This window comes from Nocardia sp. NPDC052316 (assembly GCF_044547795.1).
GTDB lineage: Bacteria > Actinomycetota > Actinomycetes > Mycobacteriales > Mycobacteriaceae > Nocardia.
Window position 1 is genome coordinate 1,415,134 of sequence record NZ_JBIUBB010000001.1, and the last position, 19,483, is coordinate 1,434,616.

Annotated in this window: 19 protein-coding genes; 13 read left to right on the forward strand and 6 right to left on the reverse strand. The window is 69.3% G+C overall.

Annotated elements, in window-relative coordinates; genetic code table 11:
- Positions 1 to 13: 13 nt before the first annotated feature.
- Positions 14 to 469 (reverse strand): SRPBCC family protein, encoded by a 456-nt coding sequence (locus ACIHA7_RS06565; RefSeq protein WP_397286187.1) that lies wholly within the window; start codon positions 467 to 469, stop codon positions 14 to 16.
- 205 nt (positions 470 to 674) lie between these two features.
- Here ACIHA7_RS06565 and ACIHA7_RS06570 point away from each other — a divergent pair, with 205 nt between their 5' ends.
- From ACIHA7_RS06570 to mnhG, 13 genes are all read left to right on the forward strand, one after another.
- A complete protein-coding gene (locus ACIHA7_RS06570) occupies positions 675 to 839 on the forward strand; it encodes a hypothetical protein (RefSeq protein WP_397286189.1) in 165 nt (54 codons plus the stop codon).
- Between the two features lie 73 nt (positions 840 to 912).
- Positions 913 to 2,580 (forward strand): FAD-dependent oxidoreductase, encoded by a 1,668-nt coding sequence (locus tag ACIHA7_RS06575; RefSeq protein WP_397286191.1) that lies wholly within the window; start codon positions 913 to 915, stop codon positions 2,578 to 2,580.
- A 90-nt stretch (positions 2,581 to 2,670) separates the two neighbouring features.
- Entirely contained in the window at positions 2,671 to 4,179 is a 1,509-nt protein-coding gene (locus ACIHA7_RS06580) for an ATP-binding protein (RefSeq protein ID WP_397286193.1), read from the forward strand.
- Positions 4,176 to 4,529, forward strand: coding sequence for a UBP-type zinc finger domain-containing protein (locus ACIHA7_RS06585; RefSeq protein WP_397286195.1), 354 nt, complete (start codon positions 4,176 to 4,178; stop codon positions 4,527 to 4,529). The genes ACIHA7_RS06580 and ACIHA7_RS06585 overlap by 4 nt, the downstream gene beginning before the upstream one ends.
- Before the next feature lie 73 nt (positions 4,530 to 4,602).
- Positions 4,603 to 5,031: a hypothetical protein gene (locus ACIHA7_RS06590; RefSeq protein ID WP_397286197.1), complete on the forward strand. Its 429-nt coding sequence runs from the start codon at positions 4,603 to 4,605 to the stop codon at positions 5,029 to 5,031.
- Positions 5,032 to 5,077: 46 nt separating this feature from the next.
- Entirely contained in the window at positions 5,078 to 7,378 is a 2,301-nt protein-coding gene (locus ACIHA7_RS06595; protein ID WP_397286199.1) for an AAA family ATPase, read from the forward strand.
- A 112-nt stretch (positions 7,379 to 7,490) separates the two neighbouring features.
- Positions 7,491 to 8,795 carry a hypothetical protein gene (locus ACIHA7_RS06600; protein ID WP_397286201.1) on the forward strand — a complete coding sequence of 435 codons (1,305 nt, stop codon included), beginning with the start codon at positions 7,491 to 7,493 and terminating at the stop codon, positions 8,793 to 8,795.
- Positions 8,796 to 8,907: 112 nt separating this feature from the next.
- Positions 8,908 to 11,832, forward strand: coding sequence for a Na+/H+ antiporter subunit A (locus ACIHA7_RS06605; protein ID WP_397286203.1), 2,925 nt, complete (start codon positions 8,908 to 8,910; stop codon positions 11,830 to 11,832).
- Positions 11,829 to 12,212, forward strand: a complete 384-nt coding sequence (locus ACIHA7_RS06610; protein ID WP_397286206.1) for a Na(+)/H(+) antiporter subunit C — start codon at positions 11,829 to 11,831, stop codon at positions 12,210 to 12,212. The genes ACIHA7_RS06605 and ACIHA7_RS06610 overlap by 4 nt, the downstream gene beginning before the upstream one ends.
- A gap of 29 nt (positions 12,213 to 12,241) precedes the next feature.
- Positions 12,242 to 13,822 (forward strand): Na+/H+ antiporter subunit D, encoded by a 1,581-nt coding sequence (locus ACIHA7_RS06615; RefSeq protein WP_397286559.1) that lies wholly within the window; start codon positions 12,242 to 12,244, stop codon positions 13,820 to 13,822.
- A gap of 5 nt (positions 13,823 to 13,827) precedes the next feature.
- Positions 13,828 to 14,367: a Na+/H+ antiporter subunit E gene (locus ACIHA7_RS06620; protein ID WP_397286561.1), complete on the forward strand. Its 540-nt coding sequence runs from the start codon at positions 13,828 to 13,830 to the stop codon at positions 14,365 to 14,367.
- Positions 14,364 to 14,624 carry a monovalent cation/H+ antiporter complex subunit F gene (locus ACIHA7_RS06625; RefSeq protein WP_107659713.1) on the forward strand — a complete coding sequence of 87 codons (261 nt, stop codon included), beginning with the start codon at positions 14,364 to 14,366 and terminating at the stop codon, positions 14,622 to 14,624. The genes ACIHA7_RS06620 and ACIHA7_RS06625 overlap by 4 nt, the downstream gene beginning before the upstream one ends.
- Positions 14,625 to 14,681: 57 nt before the next feature.
- Positions 14,682 to 15,023: a monovalent cation/H(+) antiporter subunit G gene (mnhG, locus tag ACIHA7_RS06630; protein ID WP_107659714.1), complete on the forward strand. Its 342-nt coding sequence runs from the start codon at positions 14,682 to 14,684 to the stop codon at positions 15,021 to 15,023.
- 47 nt (positions 15,024 to 15,070) lie between these two features.
- Here mnhG and ACIHA7_RS06635 read toward each other — a convergent pair whose 3' ends face one another.
- From ACIHA7_RS06635 to ACIHA7_RS06655, 5 genes are all read right to left on the reverse strand, one after another.
- Positions 15,071 to 16,360 carry a DUF5933 domain-containing protein gene (locus ACIHA7_RS06635; RefSeq protein ID WP_397286563.1) on the reverse strand — a complete coding sequence of 430 codons (1,290 nt, stop codon included), beginning with the start codon at positions 16,358 to 16,360 and terminating at the stop codon, positions 15,071 to 15,073.
- Positions 16,361 to 16,505: 145 nt separating this feature from the next.
- On the reverse strand, positions 16,506 to 17,651 hold the full coding sequence (locus ACIHA7_RS06640; RefSeq protein WP_107659716.1) for a glutamate--cysteine ligase: 1,146 nt from the start codon (positions 17,649 to 17,651) through the stop codon (positions 16,506 to 16,508).
- 13 nt (positions 17,652 to 17,664) lie between these two features.
- Positions 17,665 to 18,351 carry a superoxide dismutase[Cu-Zn] gene (sodC, locus tag ACIHA7_RS06645; RefSeq protein WP_397286209.1) on the reverse strand — a complete coding sequence of 229 codons (687 nt, stop codon included), beginning with the start codon at positions 18,349 to 18,351 and terminating at the stop codon, positions 17,665 to 17,667.
- Between the two features lie 149 nt (positions 18,352 to 18,500).
- Entirely contained in the window at positions 18,501 to 19,094 is a 594-nt protein-coding gene (locus ACIHA7_RS06650; protein WP_397286212.1) for a LytR C-terminal domain-containing protein, read from the reverse strand.
- A 19-nt stretch (positions 19,095 to 19,113) separates the two neighbouring features.
- Positions 19,114 to 19,458 carry a DUF3263 domain-containing protein gene (locus ACIHA7_RS06655; RefSeq protein WP_107659719.1) on the reverse strand — a complete coding sequence of 115 codons (345 nt, stop codon included), beginning with the start codon at positions 19,456 to 19,458 and terminating at the stop codon, positions 19,114 to 19,116.
- Between the last annotated feature and the right edge of the window lie 25 nt (positions 19,459 to 19,483).

Sequence of the window (19,483 nt, forward strand, 5' to 3'; positions counted from 1 at the left end):
GCGAACACGCCGACTAACCGGTTGCCTCGGCGGCCTTCTTGATCTTGTCGAGCGTCTCGTGCATGCCGCGGACCATCTGTTCCTCGAACGGCCCTTCGCCACCGAGCGCGGCGTTGATCGACTTGCGGGAGAACCAGGTGGTGCCGTTGGGGAAGTCGCGGCGCTCGATCAGCCGGGTGCCCGACTCGGTGGGCTCGAGCGTGTAGCTCCAGATCGCGCGGTTCTCGTTGATCTTGAATGCGAACGCCTGGTTCGCCTCGTACCGCAGGATGCGCGCGGTGGTCGGCCAATATTTCTTGCCGTCGGTGTTGAGGTTGAGCACCCAGGTGCCCGCCTTGGGCTTACCGAGCGGCAGCATCCGCACACACTGCGGGCTGAACTCCGGCATCCGCTTCAGATCCGAGACCACCGCCCACACCCGGTCCGGCGGTGCGGCGATATCGATGGCGACTTCGAGGTTCTTCGGCAACGCTGCCTCCGGGATCCGTGCGAACGAGCCGACACGGAGTCCGGCCGAGCGCGCTTGATGGGTAATACATATTTTAATCGGGAAGACAGTTGGGTCACATTCCGCATGTTGTCCGCTGATCTTGGTAATGGCCAGCGCACAATGCCGGATAGAAGAAGCAAAGACACTGCCTCCAGCTTTCCCGCCAAACGTGAGGTGATCGGCCGTGAACCTGCGCTCCCTCTTACATCGCCGGCATGCGAACCATGTTCCGCTGCTCCCCGCCATCGAGCCCGACGGCGGCCCACCGGTCCGCGACTCGTCCGCCGAGACCCTCGAGCGGCTGCTCACCCCCACCGAACTCGACCTGATTCGCCACCACAAATTGTGACGCGGACCGGTCGGTTGTCCGCCAGCAGTGAAACGCCGACGACACGGTTTGTACCGAGGTTCATACTCGTTAGGTGACTTCACCCGCTGCCACGAAACCGGCCATCTTGAGCGTCGATGACGATCCTGGGGTTTCCCGAGCGGTCGTGCGCGACCTGCGGCGCCGCTACGGCGCCGACTACCGGATTCTGCGCGCGGAATCGGGCGCCCAGGCGCTGGACGCGCTGCGCGAGATGAAACTGCGCGGCCAGCCGGTCGCCGTCTTGATCGCCGACTACCGGATGCCGGGCATGGACGGCATCGAATTCCTCGAGCAGGCGATGGACCTGCATCCCTACGCGCGCCGGGTGCTGCTGACCGCCTACGCCGACACCAACGCCGCGATCGACGCGATCAACGTGATCGACCTGGATCACTACCTGCTCAAGCCGTGGGACCCGCCGGAGGAGAAGCTGTACCCGGTGCTGGACGGCCTGCTCGACGCCTGGCGCGGCAGCGAGCACCGGCCGATCACCGAGACCAAGGTGGTCGGCAACCGCTGGTCGCCGCGCTCCTCGGAGGTGCGCGAGTTCTTGGCCCGCAATCAGCTGCCCTACCGCTGGTACCTGGCCGACGAGCCGGAGGGCGCGCGGCTGCTGGAGGCGGCGGGCGCCGATCCCGAGCGCTGTCCGGTGGTGATTACCGCGGCGGGCGAGGCGCTGGTGCAGCCCTCGGACAGCCTGCTCGCGGAGAACGTCGGGCTCACCGTCAACGCGACCGGCGACTTCTACGACCTGATCGTGGTCGGCGGCGGGCCCGCCGGCCTCGGTGCCGCGGTGTACGGCGCCTCCGAGGGCCTGCGCACGGTGCTCGTCGAACGCACCGCGACCGGCGGGCAGGCCGGACAGAGCTCGCGCATCGAGAACTACCTCGGTTTTCCGGACGGTGTGTCCGGCGGGCAGCTGGCCGATCGGGCGCGGCGGCAGGCCGCGAAGTTCGGCGCCGAGGTGATCACCACCCGCGAGGTGGTCGGGCTCGAGGTGAACGGTTCCGCGCGCACGGTGCGCTTCGCCGACGGCGGCAGGCTCTGCGCGCACACGGTGATCATCGCGACCGGCGTCGACTACCGCCGCCACCCGGCCCGCGGCGTGGACGACTTCACCGGGCGCGGTGTGTATTACGGCTCCGCGATGACCGAGGCCTCCGAGTGCGCCGACCGCGATGTCTACATCGTCGGCGGCGCGAACTCCGCGGGTCAGGCGGCGGTGTTCCTGTCGCGCAACGCGAAGACGGTCCACCTGATCGTCCGGTCCGACTCGCTGGACAACTCGATGTCGCACTACCTGGTCCAGCAGATCGCCCAGATCCCGAACATCCAGGTGCACACCAACACCGAGGTCACCGCCGCCGACGGCGACGACCACCTGCAGCAGATCGTGTTGCGCGACAACGTGACCGGCGTCGAGGAGAAGGCCGACGCGGAGCGGCTGTTCCTGTTCATCGGCGCCGCACCGCAAACCGACTGGCTCGACGGCGTGGTCAAGCGCGACGAGGCGGGCTACGTGCTGGCCGGCCCCGATCTGCTCGTCGACGGCGCGCGCCCGGCGGGCTGGGAATTGCCGCGCCCGCCACACCATCTGGAGACGAACGTGCCCGGCGTCTTCGTCGCCGGTGACGTGCACGCCGACTCGGCCAAGCGCGTCGCGTCGGCGGTGGGTGAGGGTGCGATGGCCGTCATGCTCGTGCACCGGTATCTCGCGTGAGCGCGGCGCGATCGATGGGCACGGAGGCGGCTGCCCGCGTAACCACGGAGTGCCCGGGAGCGCCGCCGATCAGACACAGGAGGCTGGCAAGTGAATTCGAGTGAGACAGCGGGCCGCAGCAGCCGATCGGTCTGCGACCCAGCGGAATTGCGCACCCTGTTCCTGTTCGAGAAGCTGACCGACGAACAGCTGGACCGGCTGTGCCGGGACGGTCGGGTCGAAACCATCGAGCCCGGCGTTGTTTTCCACGAGGGCGAGCCCGCCACCTGCTTCTACGTGCTGATGGACGGCGAGATCGTGCTGACCAAGCTGTCCGGTGGCACCGAGATCGAGCTGGTCCGCACCCAGCACCGCGGCGCCTACTCGGGCGCGTGGATGGCCTACATCGGCGACAAGGTCGACCAGACCTACAACGGCACGATGAAGGTGACGCGCCCGTCCCGGTTCTTCGTGCTCGACGCCTCGGTCTTCGCCGCCATGATGCACGAGTGGTTCCCCATGGCGGTGCACCTGCTGGAGGGCGCCTTCTTCGGCAACCGGAACACCAACGCGCGTATCGGCCAGCGGGAGCGGCTGCTCGCGCTCGGCTCGCTGTCCGCGGGCCTGACCCACGAGCTGAACAATCCCGCCGCCGCCGCGGTGCGCGCGACCTCCGGTCTGCGCGAGCGGGTCGCGGGCATGCGGCACAAACTGGCCATGATGGCCGACGGCAAGTTCGATACCGCCTCGCTCGGCGCGCTGGTGCGGCTGCAGGAGGAGGCGGCGGCCCAGGTGGCCAAGGCGCCGGAGCTGACGCCGATGGAGGCCGCCGACCGTGAGGACGTGCTCGGCGAGTGGCTCGACGAGCACGGCATCGTCGACGGCTGGAACCTGGCACCGAACTTCGTGCAGGCCGGCTTCGACGTCGACTGGCTCGAACGGGTGTCGGCCACTCTGGAAGGCTGCACCGAGCAGGTGTTCCAGGGCGCGATCCGCTGGCTGAACTACACCATCGAGACCGAACTGCTGATGAACGAGATCGCCGACTCGACGACGCGCATCTCGTCGCTGGTCAACGCGGCCAAGCAGTACTCCCAGATGGACCGGGCGCCGTTCCAGGTGGTGGACATCCACGACCTGCTCGACAGTACCCTGGTGATGCTCAGCCGCAAGATCGGCGACGGGGTCGAGGTGGTCAAGGATTACGACCGCGCGCTGCCCGACGTGCCCTGCTACGCAGCGGAATTGAATCAGGTGTGGACCAACCTGATCGACAACGCGGTGTACGCGATGCACGGCCATGGCACGCTCACCATTCGCACCAGGCACGAAAACGACTGTGCCGTCATCGAAATCGGCGACTCCGGCCCCGGGATTCCGGAGGAGGTGCGCAGCCGGATCTTCGAGCCGTTCTTCACCACCAAGCCGATGGGCGAGGGCACCGGGCTCGGCCTGGACATCTCGTTCCGGATCGTGGTGAACAAGCACGACGGCGACATCCAGGTCGACTCCGAACCGGGCAACACCCGATTCACCGTCTGGCTGCCGCTGCACCGCACGCCGGACGAGCCGGCGGCGGAGAATGTCGAACCCGAATCCACCGTAGGAGGTCAACGATGACGCAGGAGTTCGAGGGCATCGATACGGCGGTGCCGCCCACCGGTACCGGCTGTGTGGAATGCGAAGCGTCGCAGGGTTGGTGGGTGCATCTGCGCCGCTGCGCCCAGTGTGGGCACGTCGGCTGCTGTGACACCTCGCCGGACCAGCACGCCAGCAAGCACGCGAAAGACACCGGCCACCCGTTCATTCAGAGCTTCGAGCCGGGCGAGGACTGGTACTGGAACTTCCGGACCGAGCAGATGTACGGCGACGGGCCGGAACTGACCCCGCCGCACAGCCACCCCGCCGACCAGGGTGTGCCCGGCCCGCGCGAGCGGGTCCCGGCGGACTGGCAAGCACACATCCACTGAGCCGCGCCGAACCGGTACGCTGCACCGAACGCGCCGGACGTTCCGGCACACGATCCACCGGGGAAAGCACGGTATGAAGCGAACTTCCGTCATCGTCGCCGCCATCGGGACGGTGGCTCTGCTGGCAGGCTGCGGCCAGTCCGCGGACGATTCCAGCGATGCGAACGGTCTGCGCAAGGGCTCGGCCACGAGCACGGCCTCGGCCGCGCGGCCATCGTCCCCGGCCGCCGCGCCGAGCACCCCCGGCAGCGCGCCGACCGCCGTGCAGCCGGGTACCCCCGCGTCCACCGATCCGTCGCAGACCAGCTGCGCCGAGTTCAAGAAGCTGGACAACGACGCGCAGAAGGCGCTGATCGAGCAGATCGTCGCCGAGCACCCGGACAGCACGTTCGCGGGCAGCCCGAACGTCGCGCTCGGCACGGCGAAGCTGGTCTGCCTGTCCGGCAGCGTGGCCGAGACGCCGGTCGCGGTGGCCGCCGGGATCGTCCCCAAGAACAAGTAACACCGGCGGCGTCCCCCACCGCGGCGCGGCGCGGCAGAATGGCACAGTGGCAGAACTGGCGCTCACCGCTCGATTGAATCCCTCCGCTGCCGACGCCCGCCGCGGCGTGGTGCGGCTGCATCCGGAGGCGCTCACCGCGCTCGGGTTGCGGGAGTGGGACGGCATCGCGCTGGTCGGCGCGCGCCGCACCGCCGCGGTGGTCGGCGTCGCACCCGCGGGCACCCCCGCCGGGGTGGCGCTGCTCGACGATGTGACGCTGTCCAACGCCGGCTTGCGCGAAGACGCGACGGTGGTGGTCGCTCCGGTCACCGTGTACGGCGCCAAGCAGATCTCGGTGAGCGGCTCGGTGCACGCCACCCGCACCATCCCGGCGGCGACGCTGCGCCAGGCGCTGCTCGGCAAGGTGGTGACGATCGGTGACACGGTCTCGCTGCTGCCGCGCGATCTGGGCCCGGAGATCAGCTCCGCGGCCGCCTCGCAGGCGCTCTCGCGCACCTTCGGCATCGCGTGGACCACCGAGTTGCTCACCGTCACCGCCACCGATCCGCGCGGGCCGGTCAGCGTGCAGCCGAACACCGCGGTCGTCTGGGGAGCCGGTGTGGTGGCGGCCAGGGACGCGGCCGACCGGGCGCTGGCCGGTGCACCGATCCCGCCTGGCGAGGCCTCGCGCGGCGCGACCGAGGCGGCGGCCTTCGACGGCGCTGCGGCCGTGCGCGGTGCGTCGAACGGCCGCAGCGCGGCCACCCGGCACACCGATCCGCTGATCACCGTCAAGGATCTGGCGGGCGCGCACAGCCAGGCGACGAAGCTCGCCGAGTGGCTCAGTCTCGCCCTCGACGAACCCGAGCTGCTCAAAACCCTCGGCGCCACACCACATCTCGGCGTCTTGATCACCGGCCCGGCCGGTGTCGGCAAGGCCACGCTGGCCCGCGCGGTCACCGCACCGCGCCGCATCGTCGAACTGGACGGGCCGACCATCGGGGCCGCCGAGAGCGGCGCCCGGCTGCGCGAAGTGGCCGAGGCGGTGGCCGAGGTCTGTTCCGGGCAGGGCGGCATCTTGCTGATCACCGATATCGATGCGCTGCTGCCCGCGCAGGCGGAGCCGGTCGCCACGCTCATCCTGGATCAGTTGCGTGGCGCGGTCGCCGAGCCGTCCGTCGCCCTTCTTGCCACCACGGCACACCCCGCCGGGATCGACCCCCGACTGCGCGCGCCCGACCTGTGCGACCGGGAATTGGCGCTCGCGTTACCCACCGCCGCGGTACGCAAGTCGCTGCTGGAACAGCTGCTGCGCCGGGTGCCGACCACGGCATTGAAACTCGACGAGATCGCCGCCCGCACACCGGGATTCGTGGTCTCCGACCTGGCCGCGGTGTGCCGGGAGGCGGCACTGCGAGCAGCCTCCCGGGCCAGCAAGGATCACACCGATCCGCAACTGACCCAGGAGGATCTGCTCGGCGCGCTGAAAGTCATTCGGCCACTGTCGCGTTCGGGCATGGACGAGCCCGCCATCGGCAGCCTCGGCCTGGACGAGGTCGGCGACATGGTGGAGACCAAGCAGGCGCTGACCGAGACGGTGTTATGGCCGCTGCGCCATCCGGATTCGTTCGCCCGCCTCGGCATCGATCCGCCGCGCGGCGTGCTGCTCTACGGCCCGCCGGGGTGCGGCAAGACCTTCCTGGTGCGCGCGCTGGCGAGCACCGGCCAGCTCAGCGTGCACACGGTGAAGGGGGCGGAGCTGATGGACAAGTGGGTCGGCTCCTCCGAGCGCGCGGTACGCGAATTGTTCCAGCGCGCACGCGATTCCGCGCCGTCGCTGATCTTCCTGGACGAGGTCGACGCGCTGGCGCCGCGGCGCGGCCAGAGCGGCGACTCCGGCGTGGGCGACCGGGTGGTCGCCGCCCTGCTCACCGAACTCGACGGGGTGGAGCCGCTGCGCGATGTGGTGGTGCTCGGCGCGACCAATCGGCCGGAGCTGATCGATCCGGCGCTGCTGCGGCCAGGGCGGCTCGAGCGCCTGGTGTTCGTGCCGCCGCCGGACAGCGCGGCGCGGCTGGAGATCCTGCGGACCGCGGGGCGCTCGGTGCCGCTGGCCGCCGATGTCGACCTCGCCGCCCTGGCCCGCAAGCTCGACGGCTACTCCGCGGCGGACTGCGTCGCGCTGCTACGCGAGGCCGCGCTGACCGCGATGCGCCGCGATCTGGACGCCGCGGATGTCACCGCGGCGGACGTGACGGCGGCGCGCACTGTCGTGCGGCCCTCGCTCGACGCACTCCAGGTGGAGTCGCTGCGCCGCTACGCGGAGACGCGCGGGCAGCCGACGGGCAGCGAAGGCCGGTACCTGTAAGTCGGCAACCACGCCGTAATCGCACTTTCCTGGCATATCGCCCATTTCGACATGCCTCGGCTAAGTGCGGGCAATCACAGATTCGCCGGTCGCGCGCAGGTATGTTCGGCCTGTGCGGCGGATGGGCAATGCGTTCGACGCGGTCACGGTGTTCTTCGGCGCCGCGGTCGCGGGTGTGACGCTGTTCCTGCCGGTCACCTTCGCCTCGATCCGGGACAGCACGCCCTATCAGCTGGCCAACCTGTGGAACAGCGTGCCGCGTGGCGCGGCCATCGGGGTGATCGTCGCCGTCGCCGTCGCGGTGGTCGTCGGCGTCACCGCCCGCCCGGCGACCGCGTGGGTGGTCGCCCTGGTCGGCAGCGCCGCGCAGCTGATCAATCACATCGCCGGGCGCCATGCCGCCTCGGCCGACATGCTGACCACACAGAACTACATCGACTCGGTGTGCGCCGGAATCGTGCTCGGCGGGCTCGGTGTCGTTGCGCTGCGCAAGCCGGTGCCCGCCGCGGCTTTCGCGCTCGGCGGTGTCGGGTTCTTCGTGTTCAGCGACCTGGCGGACTTCCTCGACATCGATGATGATCCGTTCGACGTGCTGGAGACCCCGCCCGGCTGGCTGATCGGGCTGACGCTGACGCTGTTGCTCATCAGTGCCCTGCGCAATCGGGCCGGAGTCGGCGAGTCCGAGCCGCTACGGCTGTCGATCGACCTGCCGGTGGCGCCGATCCTCGCGGCCATGGTGCTTGCCCTGGTGATCCTCGCGGTCACCGAATGGCTGCAACGCCAGTACATCACCGCGCCCGCCATCAACCACGCGGTCGATATCGGGTTCACCGCCGCCGCCACCGTGTGCGCCGCGACCGCGGCGGCCATGCTGTTGCCGGGACGCGACGGGTACGGCGTCTATCTCGCGGTCAGTCTGACCGCGACCGCCGACGCCTTCGGATACGCCACCCGGCCCGGCTGGAGCGTCTGGATCCTGCTCGCGCTGGCCACCGTCGGCATGCTCGCGGGCACCCGCCTGCCCTCGGCGCCCTTGGCCGTCACCCTGCTCGCCGGGCTCGCGGTGTTCGCCATGCTCGTGCCGCCGGAATCGAACTGGATCCTCTTCTCGGCGGGCAGCGTGGTGCTCGCGCTCACCGCGGGCTATTGCTGCGCCACCGCCCGGCCGCGGCACGCCCCGAGCGGCGTGCTGGCGATCGCCGCCCTGTACCTGCCGACGGTGATCTCCGTGCTGCCCGACGACAGCAAGAGCTGGCAGCAACCCGACGGCGCGGCGCACGACTCGACACCGGGGCGGGCCGCGCTGGCCATCGTGCTCGGCAGCGCCGTCGGCCTCGCCGTGCTGCACCGCTTCCGGCCCCGCGGCCGCCCGCAGGCGAGCGACCCCGCGGCGGACACGGCGTTAGCGGATATATAGCCCCGGAGTCGTCGTATAGCCGACGCCATACCCGGCGAGTACGCGGAAATCCGCAGGCTCCACGTAGGATTGTCCCGCACCACCCCGCCGCCCCTACCCGACGGAGTGTAGTTTGCTCGCAATCCTGCTCGCCCTCGCCGCAGCCGCGCTCGTGGCGCCGCTGTGGGTAAGGGCACTGGGGCGCAACGCTTTCTATGTGCTCGCGCTGGTCCCGTTCGGCGGCCTGATCTGGGTGATCGCGAATTGGGGTAGCACACAGCGGGTTCGGCTCGAGTGGGCGCCGAGCATCGAGATGAACATCGATCTGCGATTCGACTCGCTCGCCGCGATCATGTCGGCGCTGGTGCTCGGCATCGGTGCGCTGATCCTGTGCTACTGCGCCAGGTATTTCGAGGACGACGAGCCGCGCCTGGGAGTGTTCGCGGCCGAGATGGTCGGCTTCGCCGGGGCCATGTTCGGACTGGTGACCAGTGACAACATGCTGTTGCTTTTCGTTTTCTGGGAACTCACCACGGTGCTGTCGTTCCTGCTCGTCGGCCACAATGCCGAGCAGGCGAACAGCAGGCGCGCCGCCATCCAGGCGCTGCTGGTGACCGCCGCGGGCGGGCTGGCGATGCTGGTCGGCCTGATCATCCTCGGCGAGGCGAACAACAGCTACCTGCTCTCCGATCTGCTGGCGCGGGCGCAGCCGCCGCACGGCCTCGCGGTGAACGTCGCGGTGGTGCTGATCTTGATCGGCGCGATGAGCAAGTCCGCCGTGGTGCCGCTGCACTTCTGGCTGCCCGGTGCGATGGCGGCGCCGACACCGGTCAGCGCCTATCTGCACGCCGCGGCCATGGTGAAGGCCGGTGTGTACCTGGTGGCGCGGCTCGCGCCGGTGTTCGCGGACAACCCCGTCTGGCATCCGCTGGTGCTCACCCTCGGCGTGGTGTCGATGCTGCTCGCGGGGTTGCGGTCGCTCGAGGTGGTCGATCTGAAGCTGGTGCTGGCCTTCGGCACGGTGAGCCAGCTCGGCTTCCTGATCGTGCTGGTCGGCCTCGGCACCCCGGACGCGGCGCTGGCCGGGGTCGCGATGATCGTCGCGCACGCGCTGTTCAAGGCGTGCCTGTTCATGGTGGTCGGGATCATCGATCACGGGGCGGGCACCCGGGATCTGCGCCGACTGTCCGGGCTCGGCCGCCGTGCTCCGGTGCTCTGCGGTATCGCGATCCTCGCGTCGTTGAGCATGGCCGGGATTCCACCGCTGGTCGGATTCGTCGGTAAGGAGAGTGCGCTCAGCGCGATCCTGGCGGCCGACAGCCTCGCCGGGCCCGCACGGGTGGCATTGGTGGCCGGTGTGGTGCTCGGGTCGATGTTGACCGTCGGCTACAGCATTCGCTTCGTCTGGGGCGCCTTCGCGGACAAGCCCCAGGTCGCGCGGCCGGCCGCGCACGGAGCGCACCGGGTTCGCCGCGTCGCCGACTACGCCACCGAAAGTGCCGGTCCGGCTGCGGGCTCCGATGGACACGTGCGCGATGACGGCGGCTGGCACGCACCGGGGGCACTGTTCCTGGCCGCTCCCGCGATTCTCGCGGTGGCGAGCCTGATCGCGGGGCTCGGTGCGCCGTGGACCGATCGGCTGCTCAGCCCCTATGCGGGAACGTTTTCCGAGGAACTGCTGTCCTATCTCGCACTGTGGCACGGTGTCAACGTCCCACTGGTGCTCACCGTCCTGGTGATCGCGGGCGGCATCGCCCTGTTCCAGCTGCGTGACCGCCTGCGCGATCCCACCCGGCCACGGCTCGGCAACGCCGACCGCGCCTACGACGCGGCCCTGCGCGGGATGGACCAGCTGTCGCTGCGGATGACCGGCGCGGTGCAGCGCGGGTCGCTGCCGCTGAGTCAGGCGACCATCCTGGGCACGCTGATCATCCTGCCGTCGGTGCTGCTCGCCCTCGGCACCCGCACCGGAGTCGAACTGCGCCTGTGGGATTCACCGTTGCAAGCGGTGCTCGGCGGCATCATGGTCGCGATGGCGCTCGGCGCGACGGTGCTGCGCAACAGGCTGGCCAGCGTGCTGGTGGTCGGGGTCACCGGCTACGGCTGCGGCGTGATCTTCGCGCTGCACGGCGCGCCCGATCTGGCGCTGACCCAATTCCTGGTCGAGACACTGACCTTGGTGATCTTCGTGCTGGTGCTGCGGGCGTTCCCGGCGGAGATCGAGGCGGGCCGGGCCACCCCGTTCAAGGCGCGCAGGGCGGTGCTGGCCGCGCTGGTCGGCGCGAGCGTCACGGTGCTCGGCGCCTTCGCCGTCGCCGCCCGCACCGCCGAGCCGATCTGGCACCGAATCCCGGACGCCGCATACCAATTCGGTGGGGGCAAGAACGCCGTCAACGTTCTCCTCGTCGACATCCGCGCCTGGGACACTCTCGGCGAGATCTCGGTGCTCGTGGTCGCCGCGACCGGCGTCGCCTCGCTGGTGTTCCGCAGCCGCCGCTTCGGTAGCGCGCCGCGCGCCGCCGACTCCCCGTACTACGACCCGGATCTGGTGAGCTGGCTGCCCGCCGGACGACTGGTCGATCGGGCGGACCGCTCGATGGTCATGCAGATCACCACCCGCCTGGTGTTCCCGACCATCATGGTGCTGTCGGTGTACTTCTTCTTCTCCGGCCACAACGCCCCCGGCGGTGGTTTCGCGGGCGGACTCACCGCGGGACTCGCGCTCACCCTGCGCTACCTCGCCGGCGGCCGGTACGAACTCGGCGAGGCGCTGCCGGTCGACGCGGGCCACCTGCTCGGCGCCGGGCTGACCCTGGCCGCCGGAACCGCCGTCACCTCACTGTTTTTCGGCGCTCCACCGCTGTCCTCGGCGATCTTCGAGGTGACGCTGCCGGTGCTCGGGCACCTCAAACTGGTGACCGCGCTGCTGTTCGACCTCGGTGTGTACCTGATCGTCGTCGGCCTGGTGCTCGACGTGCTGCGCAGCCTCGGCGCCCGCCTGGACAGCGAGCTCGCCTCGAACGAAACCACCTCCGGGTCAGGAGGTTCCGCGCGGTGACCGCCAATCTGACGTTGTTGATCGTGATCGGGATCCTGGTCGCCTGCGGGGTCTATCTGATCCTCGAGCGTGCGGTCTCGAAAATGCTGCTCGGCATGATCCTGTTCGGCAACGCGGTGAACCTGCTGATCATCACCCTCGGCGGCCCGGACGGCCGGGCGCCGATCCAGGGCCAGACCGACACCACGCAGCGCGACACCGCCGATCCGCTCGCTCAGGCGATGGTGCTCACCGCCATCGTGATCACCATGGGCCTGGCCGCTTTCGTGCTCGCGCTCGCCTACCGCTCCTTCACGATCACCACCACCGACGATGTCGAGAACGACCAGGAAGACGTCGACGTCGCCCGCAGGCGCGAGCGAGAGGACCCGGAAGATTGAGCCTCTCCCCCGGACTGCTGCCGATCCTCATGCCGCTCCCCGTGCTGGTGCCGCTGCTCGCCGCGGCGGGCACCCTGGTCTTCGGGCGCAGGCCACGGACCCAGCGCACGATCATGCTCGGCGCGCTGAGTGCCGTGGTCGTCATCTGCGGGCTGCTGCTGTACCTGGCCGACCGCGACGGCACCACCGCGCTGCAGGTCGGCGGCTGGGAGACGCCGATCGGCATCTCCCTGGTGGTGGACCGGCTGTCCGCGGCGATGCTGCTCGTCTCGTCCATCGTGCTGCTCGCCGTCGCGATCTACGGTTCGGGGCAGAACATTCGCGACGGCGACGAGCGCCAGCCCACCTCGATCTACCGGCCCACCTATCTGGTGCTGACCGGCGGTGTTTCGGCCGCGTTCCTGGCCGGTGACCTGTTCAACCTGTTCGTCGGCTTCGAGATCCTGCTCGCCGCGTCGTTCGTGCTGCTCACCGTCGGCGGCACCGAGGAGCGGATCCGCGCGGGTGTGTCCTATGTGATGGTCTCGATGCTGGCGTCGCTGATCTTCCTGACCGGCATCGGCATGACCTACGCGGCCACCGGCACGCTGAACCTGGCCCAGCTGGCGCAGCGGATCGGCGCGGTGCCCGAGGGCACCCGCACCGCCATCTACGCCGTGCTGCTGGTGGCGTTCGGCATCAAGGCCGCGGTGTTCCCGCTGTCGAACTGGCTGCCCGACTCCTACCCCACCGCGCCAGCGCCGGTGACCGCGGTGTTCGCCGGCCTGCTCACGAAAGTCGGTGTGTACGCCATCATCCGGACGCACTCGCTGCTGTTTCCCGGCGGTGAGTTCGACTCGATCCTGCTGGTGTGCGGCTTGCTCACCATGCTGGTCGGCATCTTCGGCGCGATCGCGCAGAGCGACATCCGGCGACTGCTCTCGTTCACGCTGGTCAGCCACATCGGGTACATGATCTTCGGCGTCGGGCTGGCCAGCACCGCGGGCCTGGCCGGCGCGGTTTTCTATGTGGCCCACCACATTCTGGTGCAGACCGCGCTGTTCCTGGTGGTCGGGTTGATCGAGCGGCAGGCGGGTTCGACCTCGCTGCGCAGGCTGGGCGGGCTGGCCGCGGCGAGTCCGCTGCTCGCCGTGCTGTTCCTGATCCCCGCGCTGAATCTCGGTGGCATACCGCCGTTCTCAGGCTTCATCGGCAAGGCCACGCTGCTGCAGGCGGGCGTGCAGGACGGCAGCGTGCTGGCCTGGACGCTGGTGGCGGGATCGGTGCTCACCAGTCTGCTCACGCTGTACGCCGTCGCGCGGGTGTGGAGCAAGGCGTTCTGGCGGCCGCGCGCGGAGGCGCCGGAGGGGCACCTCACCGCCGCGAAAACCCCGTCGCTGATCGAGGATTCGACCGACGTGCACTACGACGATCGCCCGCGGCCCGGCCGGATGCCGGTGCTGATGGTCGGATCGACGGCGGCGCTGGTGCTGGCCGGGCTGAGCCTGACGGTGCTCGCGGGCCCGATCCTCGGCATCGCCGACCGGGCGGCCGCGGACCTGCGCGATCCCGGCGTGTACATCACCGCGGTGCTCGGCACCGCGCCGGACGGCTCGGGGGCGAGCCGATGAACGGGCTGAGCCGCGAGATCGTCGTGCGGATCAGCGTGCTGAGCTGGCTCACCGTCGTCTGGATCGCGCTGTGGGGCGATCTCAGCATCGCCAACCTGCTGGCCGGGCTCGCGGTGAGCGCGCTGATCATGGTGGCGCTGCCGCTGCCGAGGGTGCCGGTGAACGGGCGGCTGCATCCACTGTCGCTGGTCGAATTGGTCGTGGTGGCAACGTATTACGCGATCGAGTCCAGCCTGCAGGTGGCGTGGTTCGCGATCCGGCCCGCGCCGCCGCCGGTCTCCGGGGTGCTGCGCGTGTACTTGAGCACCAAGTCCGACCTGGTGCTCGTGCTGTGCACGGACCTACTGAACCTGATCCCGGGCACCATGGTGCTGGAGATCGATCGGCGCCGCTGCGTGGTCTACGTGCACGTGCTGGATGTGAGCAGCGACGCGGCGGTGGACAAGTTCTATCGGACCACCCGGCGCCTGGAGAAGCTGCTGATCGACTCGTTCGAGCGCCACTCCGAATGGCGTTCCAGCAAGGTGCCGGAGGCGGAACTGTGACCGTTGTCGCCATCATCGCCGGCGTGCTGCTGACCGCCGCCGCCGTGATCACCAGCTATCGCATTCTGGCCGGGCCGAGCACCCTGGACCGGATCGTCGGCATCGACTCGCTGATGGCGATCGCCGCGTCCGGCCTGGCCGTCTGGGCGGCCTACAGCCAGGACACCACCATCATCCCGGCGATCATCGCGCTGGCGCTGGTCGGCTTCCTCGGCTCGGCCGCCGTCACCCGCTTCCGGGTGAAGGACGAACAGTGACACCCGACGGAGACCAATGATGCTGAGACAACCGATATCTCGGGCCGGCGGCCACCGATGACCGTGTGGCAGTGGATCTCCGCCGTGCTGATCCTGTTCGGCGCCACCTTGGCGCTGACCGCGTCGATCGCGATCGTGCGCTTCCCCGACACCCTCACCCGCATGCACGCCGCCACCAAACCTCAGGTGGTCGGCCTGATCCTGGTGCTGGAGGGCGCGGCCATCGAGCTGGTCGGCCACGGCAATGTCTGGGCGCTGGTGCTGGTCGGGCTTTTCACGCTGATCACCGCCCCGGTGGTCGCCCACCTCATCGGACGCACCGCTTACCGGGAACAGCGCCACCGCGACGGCCTGCTCACCGTGAACGAACTCGGCGACACCATCGACTCGGTCGACTGAAAACGGCCTGGTCGGCACTGAATACGGCCTGGCCGACTGAGTTCGGCTCAGCGCGCGGCGGTCTCGATTTCCCGTTGCGAGGCGACGGTCTGTCGCTGCCCGGCGAACCAGGTGGCGTGGAAGCCCGCGGCCACGCCCGCGAGCAGCGCGAGCACGACCGTGCCTGCCAGCACCGGGTATTCGGCCATCGGCACCGACAGGTAGCGGTAGGACAGCAGCAGCACGGCGAGCACCACGGTGCCGCCCGCGACGAGCCGGATGCGGAACCAGCCCCAGCCGCGTTCCGGATCGCGCAGCGCCGACTCGACGGTCAGGCACAGCACCGCGCCCGCGACCAGGTCGACGCCGTAGTGATAACCGAAGCCGAGGGTGGCGATCACCGTGGCCAGCAGCCAGAACGCGCCGCCCCAGCGCACCAGGCTCGGCGCGGGGCCGCCGTCGGTATCGCGGCGGGTGTGCAGGAAGACCGACAGCGCCCAGGCCGTATGCATGGACGGCATGCAGTTGCGTGGCGTCACCGAGTCGAACGGCATCGGCATCGGGTTGCGATCCAGCGGCGGCACCACGCCCGGCCAATAGTTGCCCAGCTGTAGCCCGTTGCCGTCCGCGCCGAACGCGAACATCGGCCCGACCACCGGGAAGATCACATAGACGACCGGGCCGACCAGCCCGAGCACCAGAAACGTGCGCACCAGATAGTGACTCGGCCAGCGACCGCTGGACACCACCCGGCGCAGCTGCCACACCGCGACCGCGATCGCCGCGACCGGCAGCTCGATGTACACCCAGTGCAGCACGCCGTAGACGACCGGCCCGAGCACGTCGAGCACCCGCCCCATCACCCAGGACGGATCGCCGAGCGCGTGGTCGGCGAGCAGCACGTATTCGTCGAGCACCGCGGGCCTGCTCATGATCGTGACGTGCAGCCACACGTCACCGACCTTGGTGGCGAGGATGAGCAGCGCGCCGAGCGCGGCGGCATGCAGCGCACTGCGCCGCTGGGTCCCGTCCCAGCGCAGCCACGCGAACACCGCAAGCCCGGTGAGCACGATGACCGGTCCGTTGCCGACCGCGAACGACGCGCCGCTCAGCAACCGGATGCCCGCCCACACCGCGTCGATGGCCACGGCCGCGCTCAGCGCGATGATCCGGTGCCGCGTCGAAATGCCGACCAGGGCAAGGATCAAGCCCGCCCACGGCACCGACATCGACTTGGGGGTGCCGACGTAGTCCTGCCACAGACTGCCGAGCGGACCCTGGAACCCTTCGCGGACCGCCACGATCTGCAGCGCGATCAACAGCACCGGCACCGCGGCGACGCCCGCCGCGACCCACACCCGGGTCGGCGGCACACGCAACCGAGGAGCGGCGCTTCCTACTCTGGGTCCCGGGTCTTCGACAAGCACGTCGACCATAGTAAACGGGGGGTGAACGCCATCCCACCGGCCGACTGAACAGTGAGCGACCGATCGCCGGGCAGTGCTACTGCTCGAGCTCCTTGACCAGCGCGTCTACCACCGCGACCAGGTCACCCTGCGCCGCGGCGGCGACTTTGCGCTGCCGCTGGTATGACGCACCTCGCTCCGGGATCTCGGCGACGAAGGCCAATTCGTCCGAGCAGCCGAGCCGTTTGGCGGTCGGCTCCAGCCGGTTCAGCAGGTCGGTCACGTCGTCGGTGACCAGCCGCTCATTGCTCTTGTCGTCGACGATGACGATCGCGTCCAGCCCGTAGCGGGCGGCCCGCCACTTGTTCTCCTGCACGTGCCACGGCGGCAGCGACGGCAACGTCTCGCCCTCGTCGATGCGGCGGTCCAGATCGACGATCAGGCAGTGGATCAGCGCGGCCAGCGCCGCCAGCTCGGCGCGGGTGGAGGTCCCGTCGCACACCCGTACCTCGATGGTGCCCCACTTCGGCGCGGGCCTGATGTCCCAGTGCATGCCGCCGAGCTGTTCGAACACACCGGTTTTGAACTGGTCGTGCACGAAATGCTCGAACTGGTGCCAGTTTTCGAACTGGAACGGCAGACCCGCGGTGGGTAGTTGCTGGAACATCAGCGTGCGGTTGCTGGCGTAGCCGGTGTCGGCGCCCGCCCACATCGGCGACGACGCGGACAGCGCGAGCAAATGCGGGTACTGCATCAGCAGCGCGTTCAGGATCGGAAAGACCTTGTCCCGGTGCGAGACCCCGACGTGCACGTGCACCCCCCAGATCATCATCTGGCGGCCCCACCACTGGGTGCGCTCGATCAGCTCGTCGTAGTGCTCCGAGCGGGTCAGCTGCTGGGCCGACCACTGTGCGAACGGGTGCGTACCCGCACAGAACAGGTCGACGCCGAGCGGGTCGGCGGCGCGGCGGACCGCGTCCATGGTGCCGCGCAGATCGTCCACCGCCTCGCCGACGGTGTCGTGCACCCCGGTGACGAGCTCGACGGTGTTGCGCAACAGCTCCTTGGTCACCTGCGGGGTGCCGTCGTGCGCTTTCAGGTCGCCGAGCGAATCGAACACCGCCGCAGCGGTATTCGACAGATCGCGACTCACCTTGTCGACGAGGGCGATCTCCCACTCGATGCCGATGGTGGGCCGGGGCGAACCCGGGAAGGAAACGTGTTCTCTACCTGCCCCGGCCATGTCGGCTCCTGCGCTACTGGATCACACCGCAGGCGACGCGGCCACCCGCGTCGCCCGTTGCTAGCGTCGTGTCATCCGGGCCGGCAACGCCGTCGGCACGGAGGTATCGGTTCGGAATGTTGCCGAAGTTGTCGGCGTCGGCGTGGATCATCAGCGCCTTGCTCTTCAGCTCGTCCATGGTCACCGCGTCGGTGGTGGTGACCAGCTTGGCCGAGCCGTCCGAGCGCACCTGCAGCGAGGTGAGGTCGCCGCTGGCCGGGTGCGTGTTCGCGCTACCGACCTGCAGATGGCCACCGGCGGAGAGGAAATCGCCGGACGGTCCGCCGGTCGGTGCGACCGAGTTGGGCTCGCACTTGCCGATCGAGTGCACGTGCAGGCCGTGGAATCCGGGGCGCAGGCCGTGCGCCTCGACGGTGACCTGCAGGTGGTTGCCGTCCTTGACGAAGTTCGCTGTGCCGACCGAGGAGCCCGAGGCGTCCTTCAGGTCGACCTTCACACCCGTGTTCGCGTCGGCGGTGCCGGTTTCCTTGCCGGATTCGCTCGCCGGCGGGGCGGCCGCACCGCTCCACACCGGCGGGGTCGTTCCCTTGACGTCACTCGACTCCTGGCTGTTGGTGCAGCCTGCGAGGCCGAGTACCGCGACCGCGAGCACCGGGGTCACAGTCCGCCAGGACGGGCGTCGAGTTGTGGACGGGGCCATCGGGGAACTCCTTTACGAGTACCGAGTTTACGAGTAAAGCTGGGTGGACACGTTCGTTACCGGACAAGATGATGCCACGCCCGCCGTGTTGCGCAGTGACAGGCCCGTTCAGCGGCAGGTCGCCAGTTGCGACGACCGGTCGCCAGTTGTCAGTTACCCGTCACGATGACGGTTACACCGGGCGAGGACTCGCCCAAGCCACTCGACTTCGGTTCCGCGGTGATGCCGAGCTCCTGCGCGATGGCCAGTCCGGCTTCTTTGTCGCCCGCCGAATTGCCGTAGTACACGGTCGTTTTCGGGATATTGACGCCGGGGTAGTTGCCCGTCTCGACGACATTCCAGCCTTCGGCGGTGAGCTGATTAGCGGTCTTGCCTGCCAGCCCGGCGATCATGCTGTTGTTGAGCACGCGCACCGGAACGGACTTGGCCGCGGCACCGGTGGGGGTGGTCGGCGCCGGGGTGGTGGTCGGCGGTGGGGTCGTGGACGACGGCGGCGCCGTGGTGGACGAGGCGGGTGCGTCGGCCGAGGGCGGCGCGGCGGTGGTCGGCTTGATGACCGCGGTGGGGGCGGAGGCCTGCGGGACGGTCGTCGCCGACTCCGACTGCTCGGATCCCGCGTTGTCCGCATCGGACTTCGATAGCGACATCGCACCCAGTCCGCCGAACACAATGGCCAGTGCGATCAACACCATCGCCAACGCTCGCAATGGCGGCCCACCGGAGGTGGGATTCGGGTAGCTCACCTACTCGAGCCTAGCCCGGTCATACCTGGAATCCGAGCCGTCGTGCGGCCCTGGCTTTTTGCCTGCTCGCTCGCAGTCGGCGCAGCCGCTTGACCAGCATCGGGTCGGCGGCGAGCGCCTCCTGCCGATCCACAACAGCATTCAGCACCTGGTAATACCGGGTGGGCGACATGCCGAACAGCTCCCGGATGGCTTCTTCCTTGGCCCCCGCGTACTTCCACCACTGGCGCTCGAAGGCCAGGATGTCGTGTTCGCGACGGCTGAGATTGTCACCGTCGCCCGTCGATTCCGCTGCCGTGACATCGTCGCTCGCGGAAGGGTCGCCCTGGATCGCGGAAAGATTCCGTGCCGCTGCGCCGTCCATCTTGCTCCCTCGCCGAGTTACCACC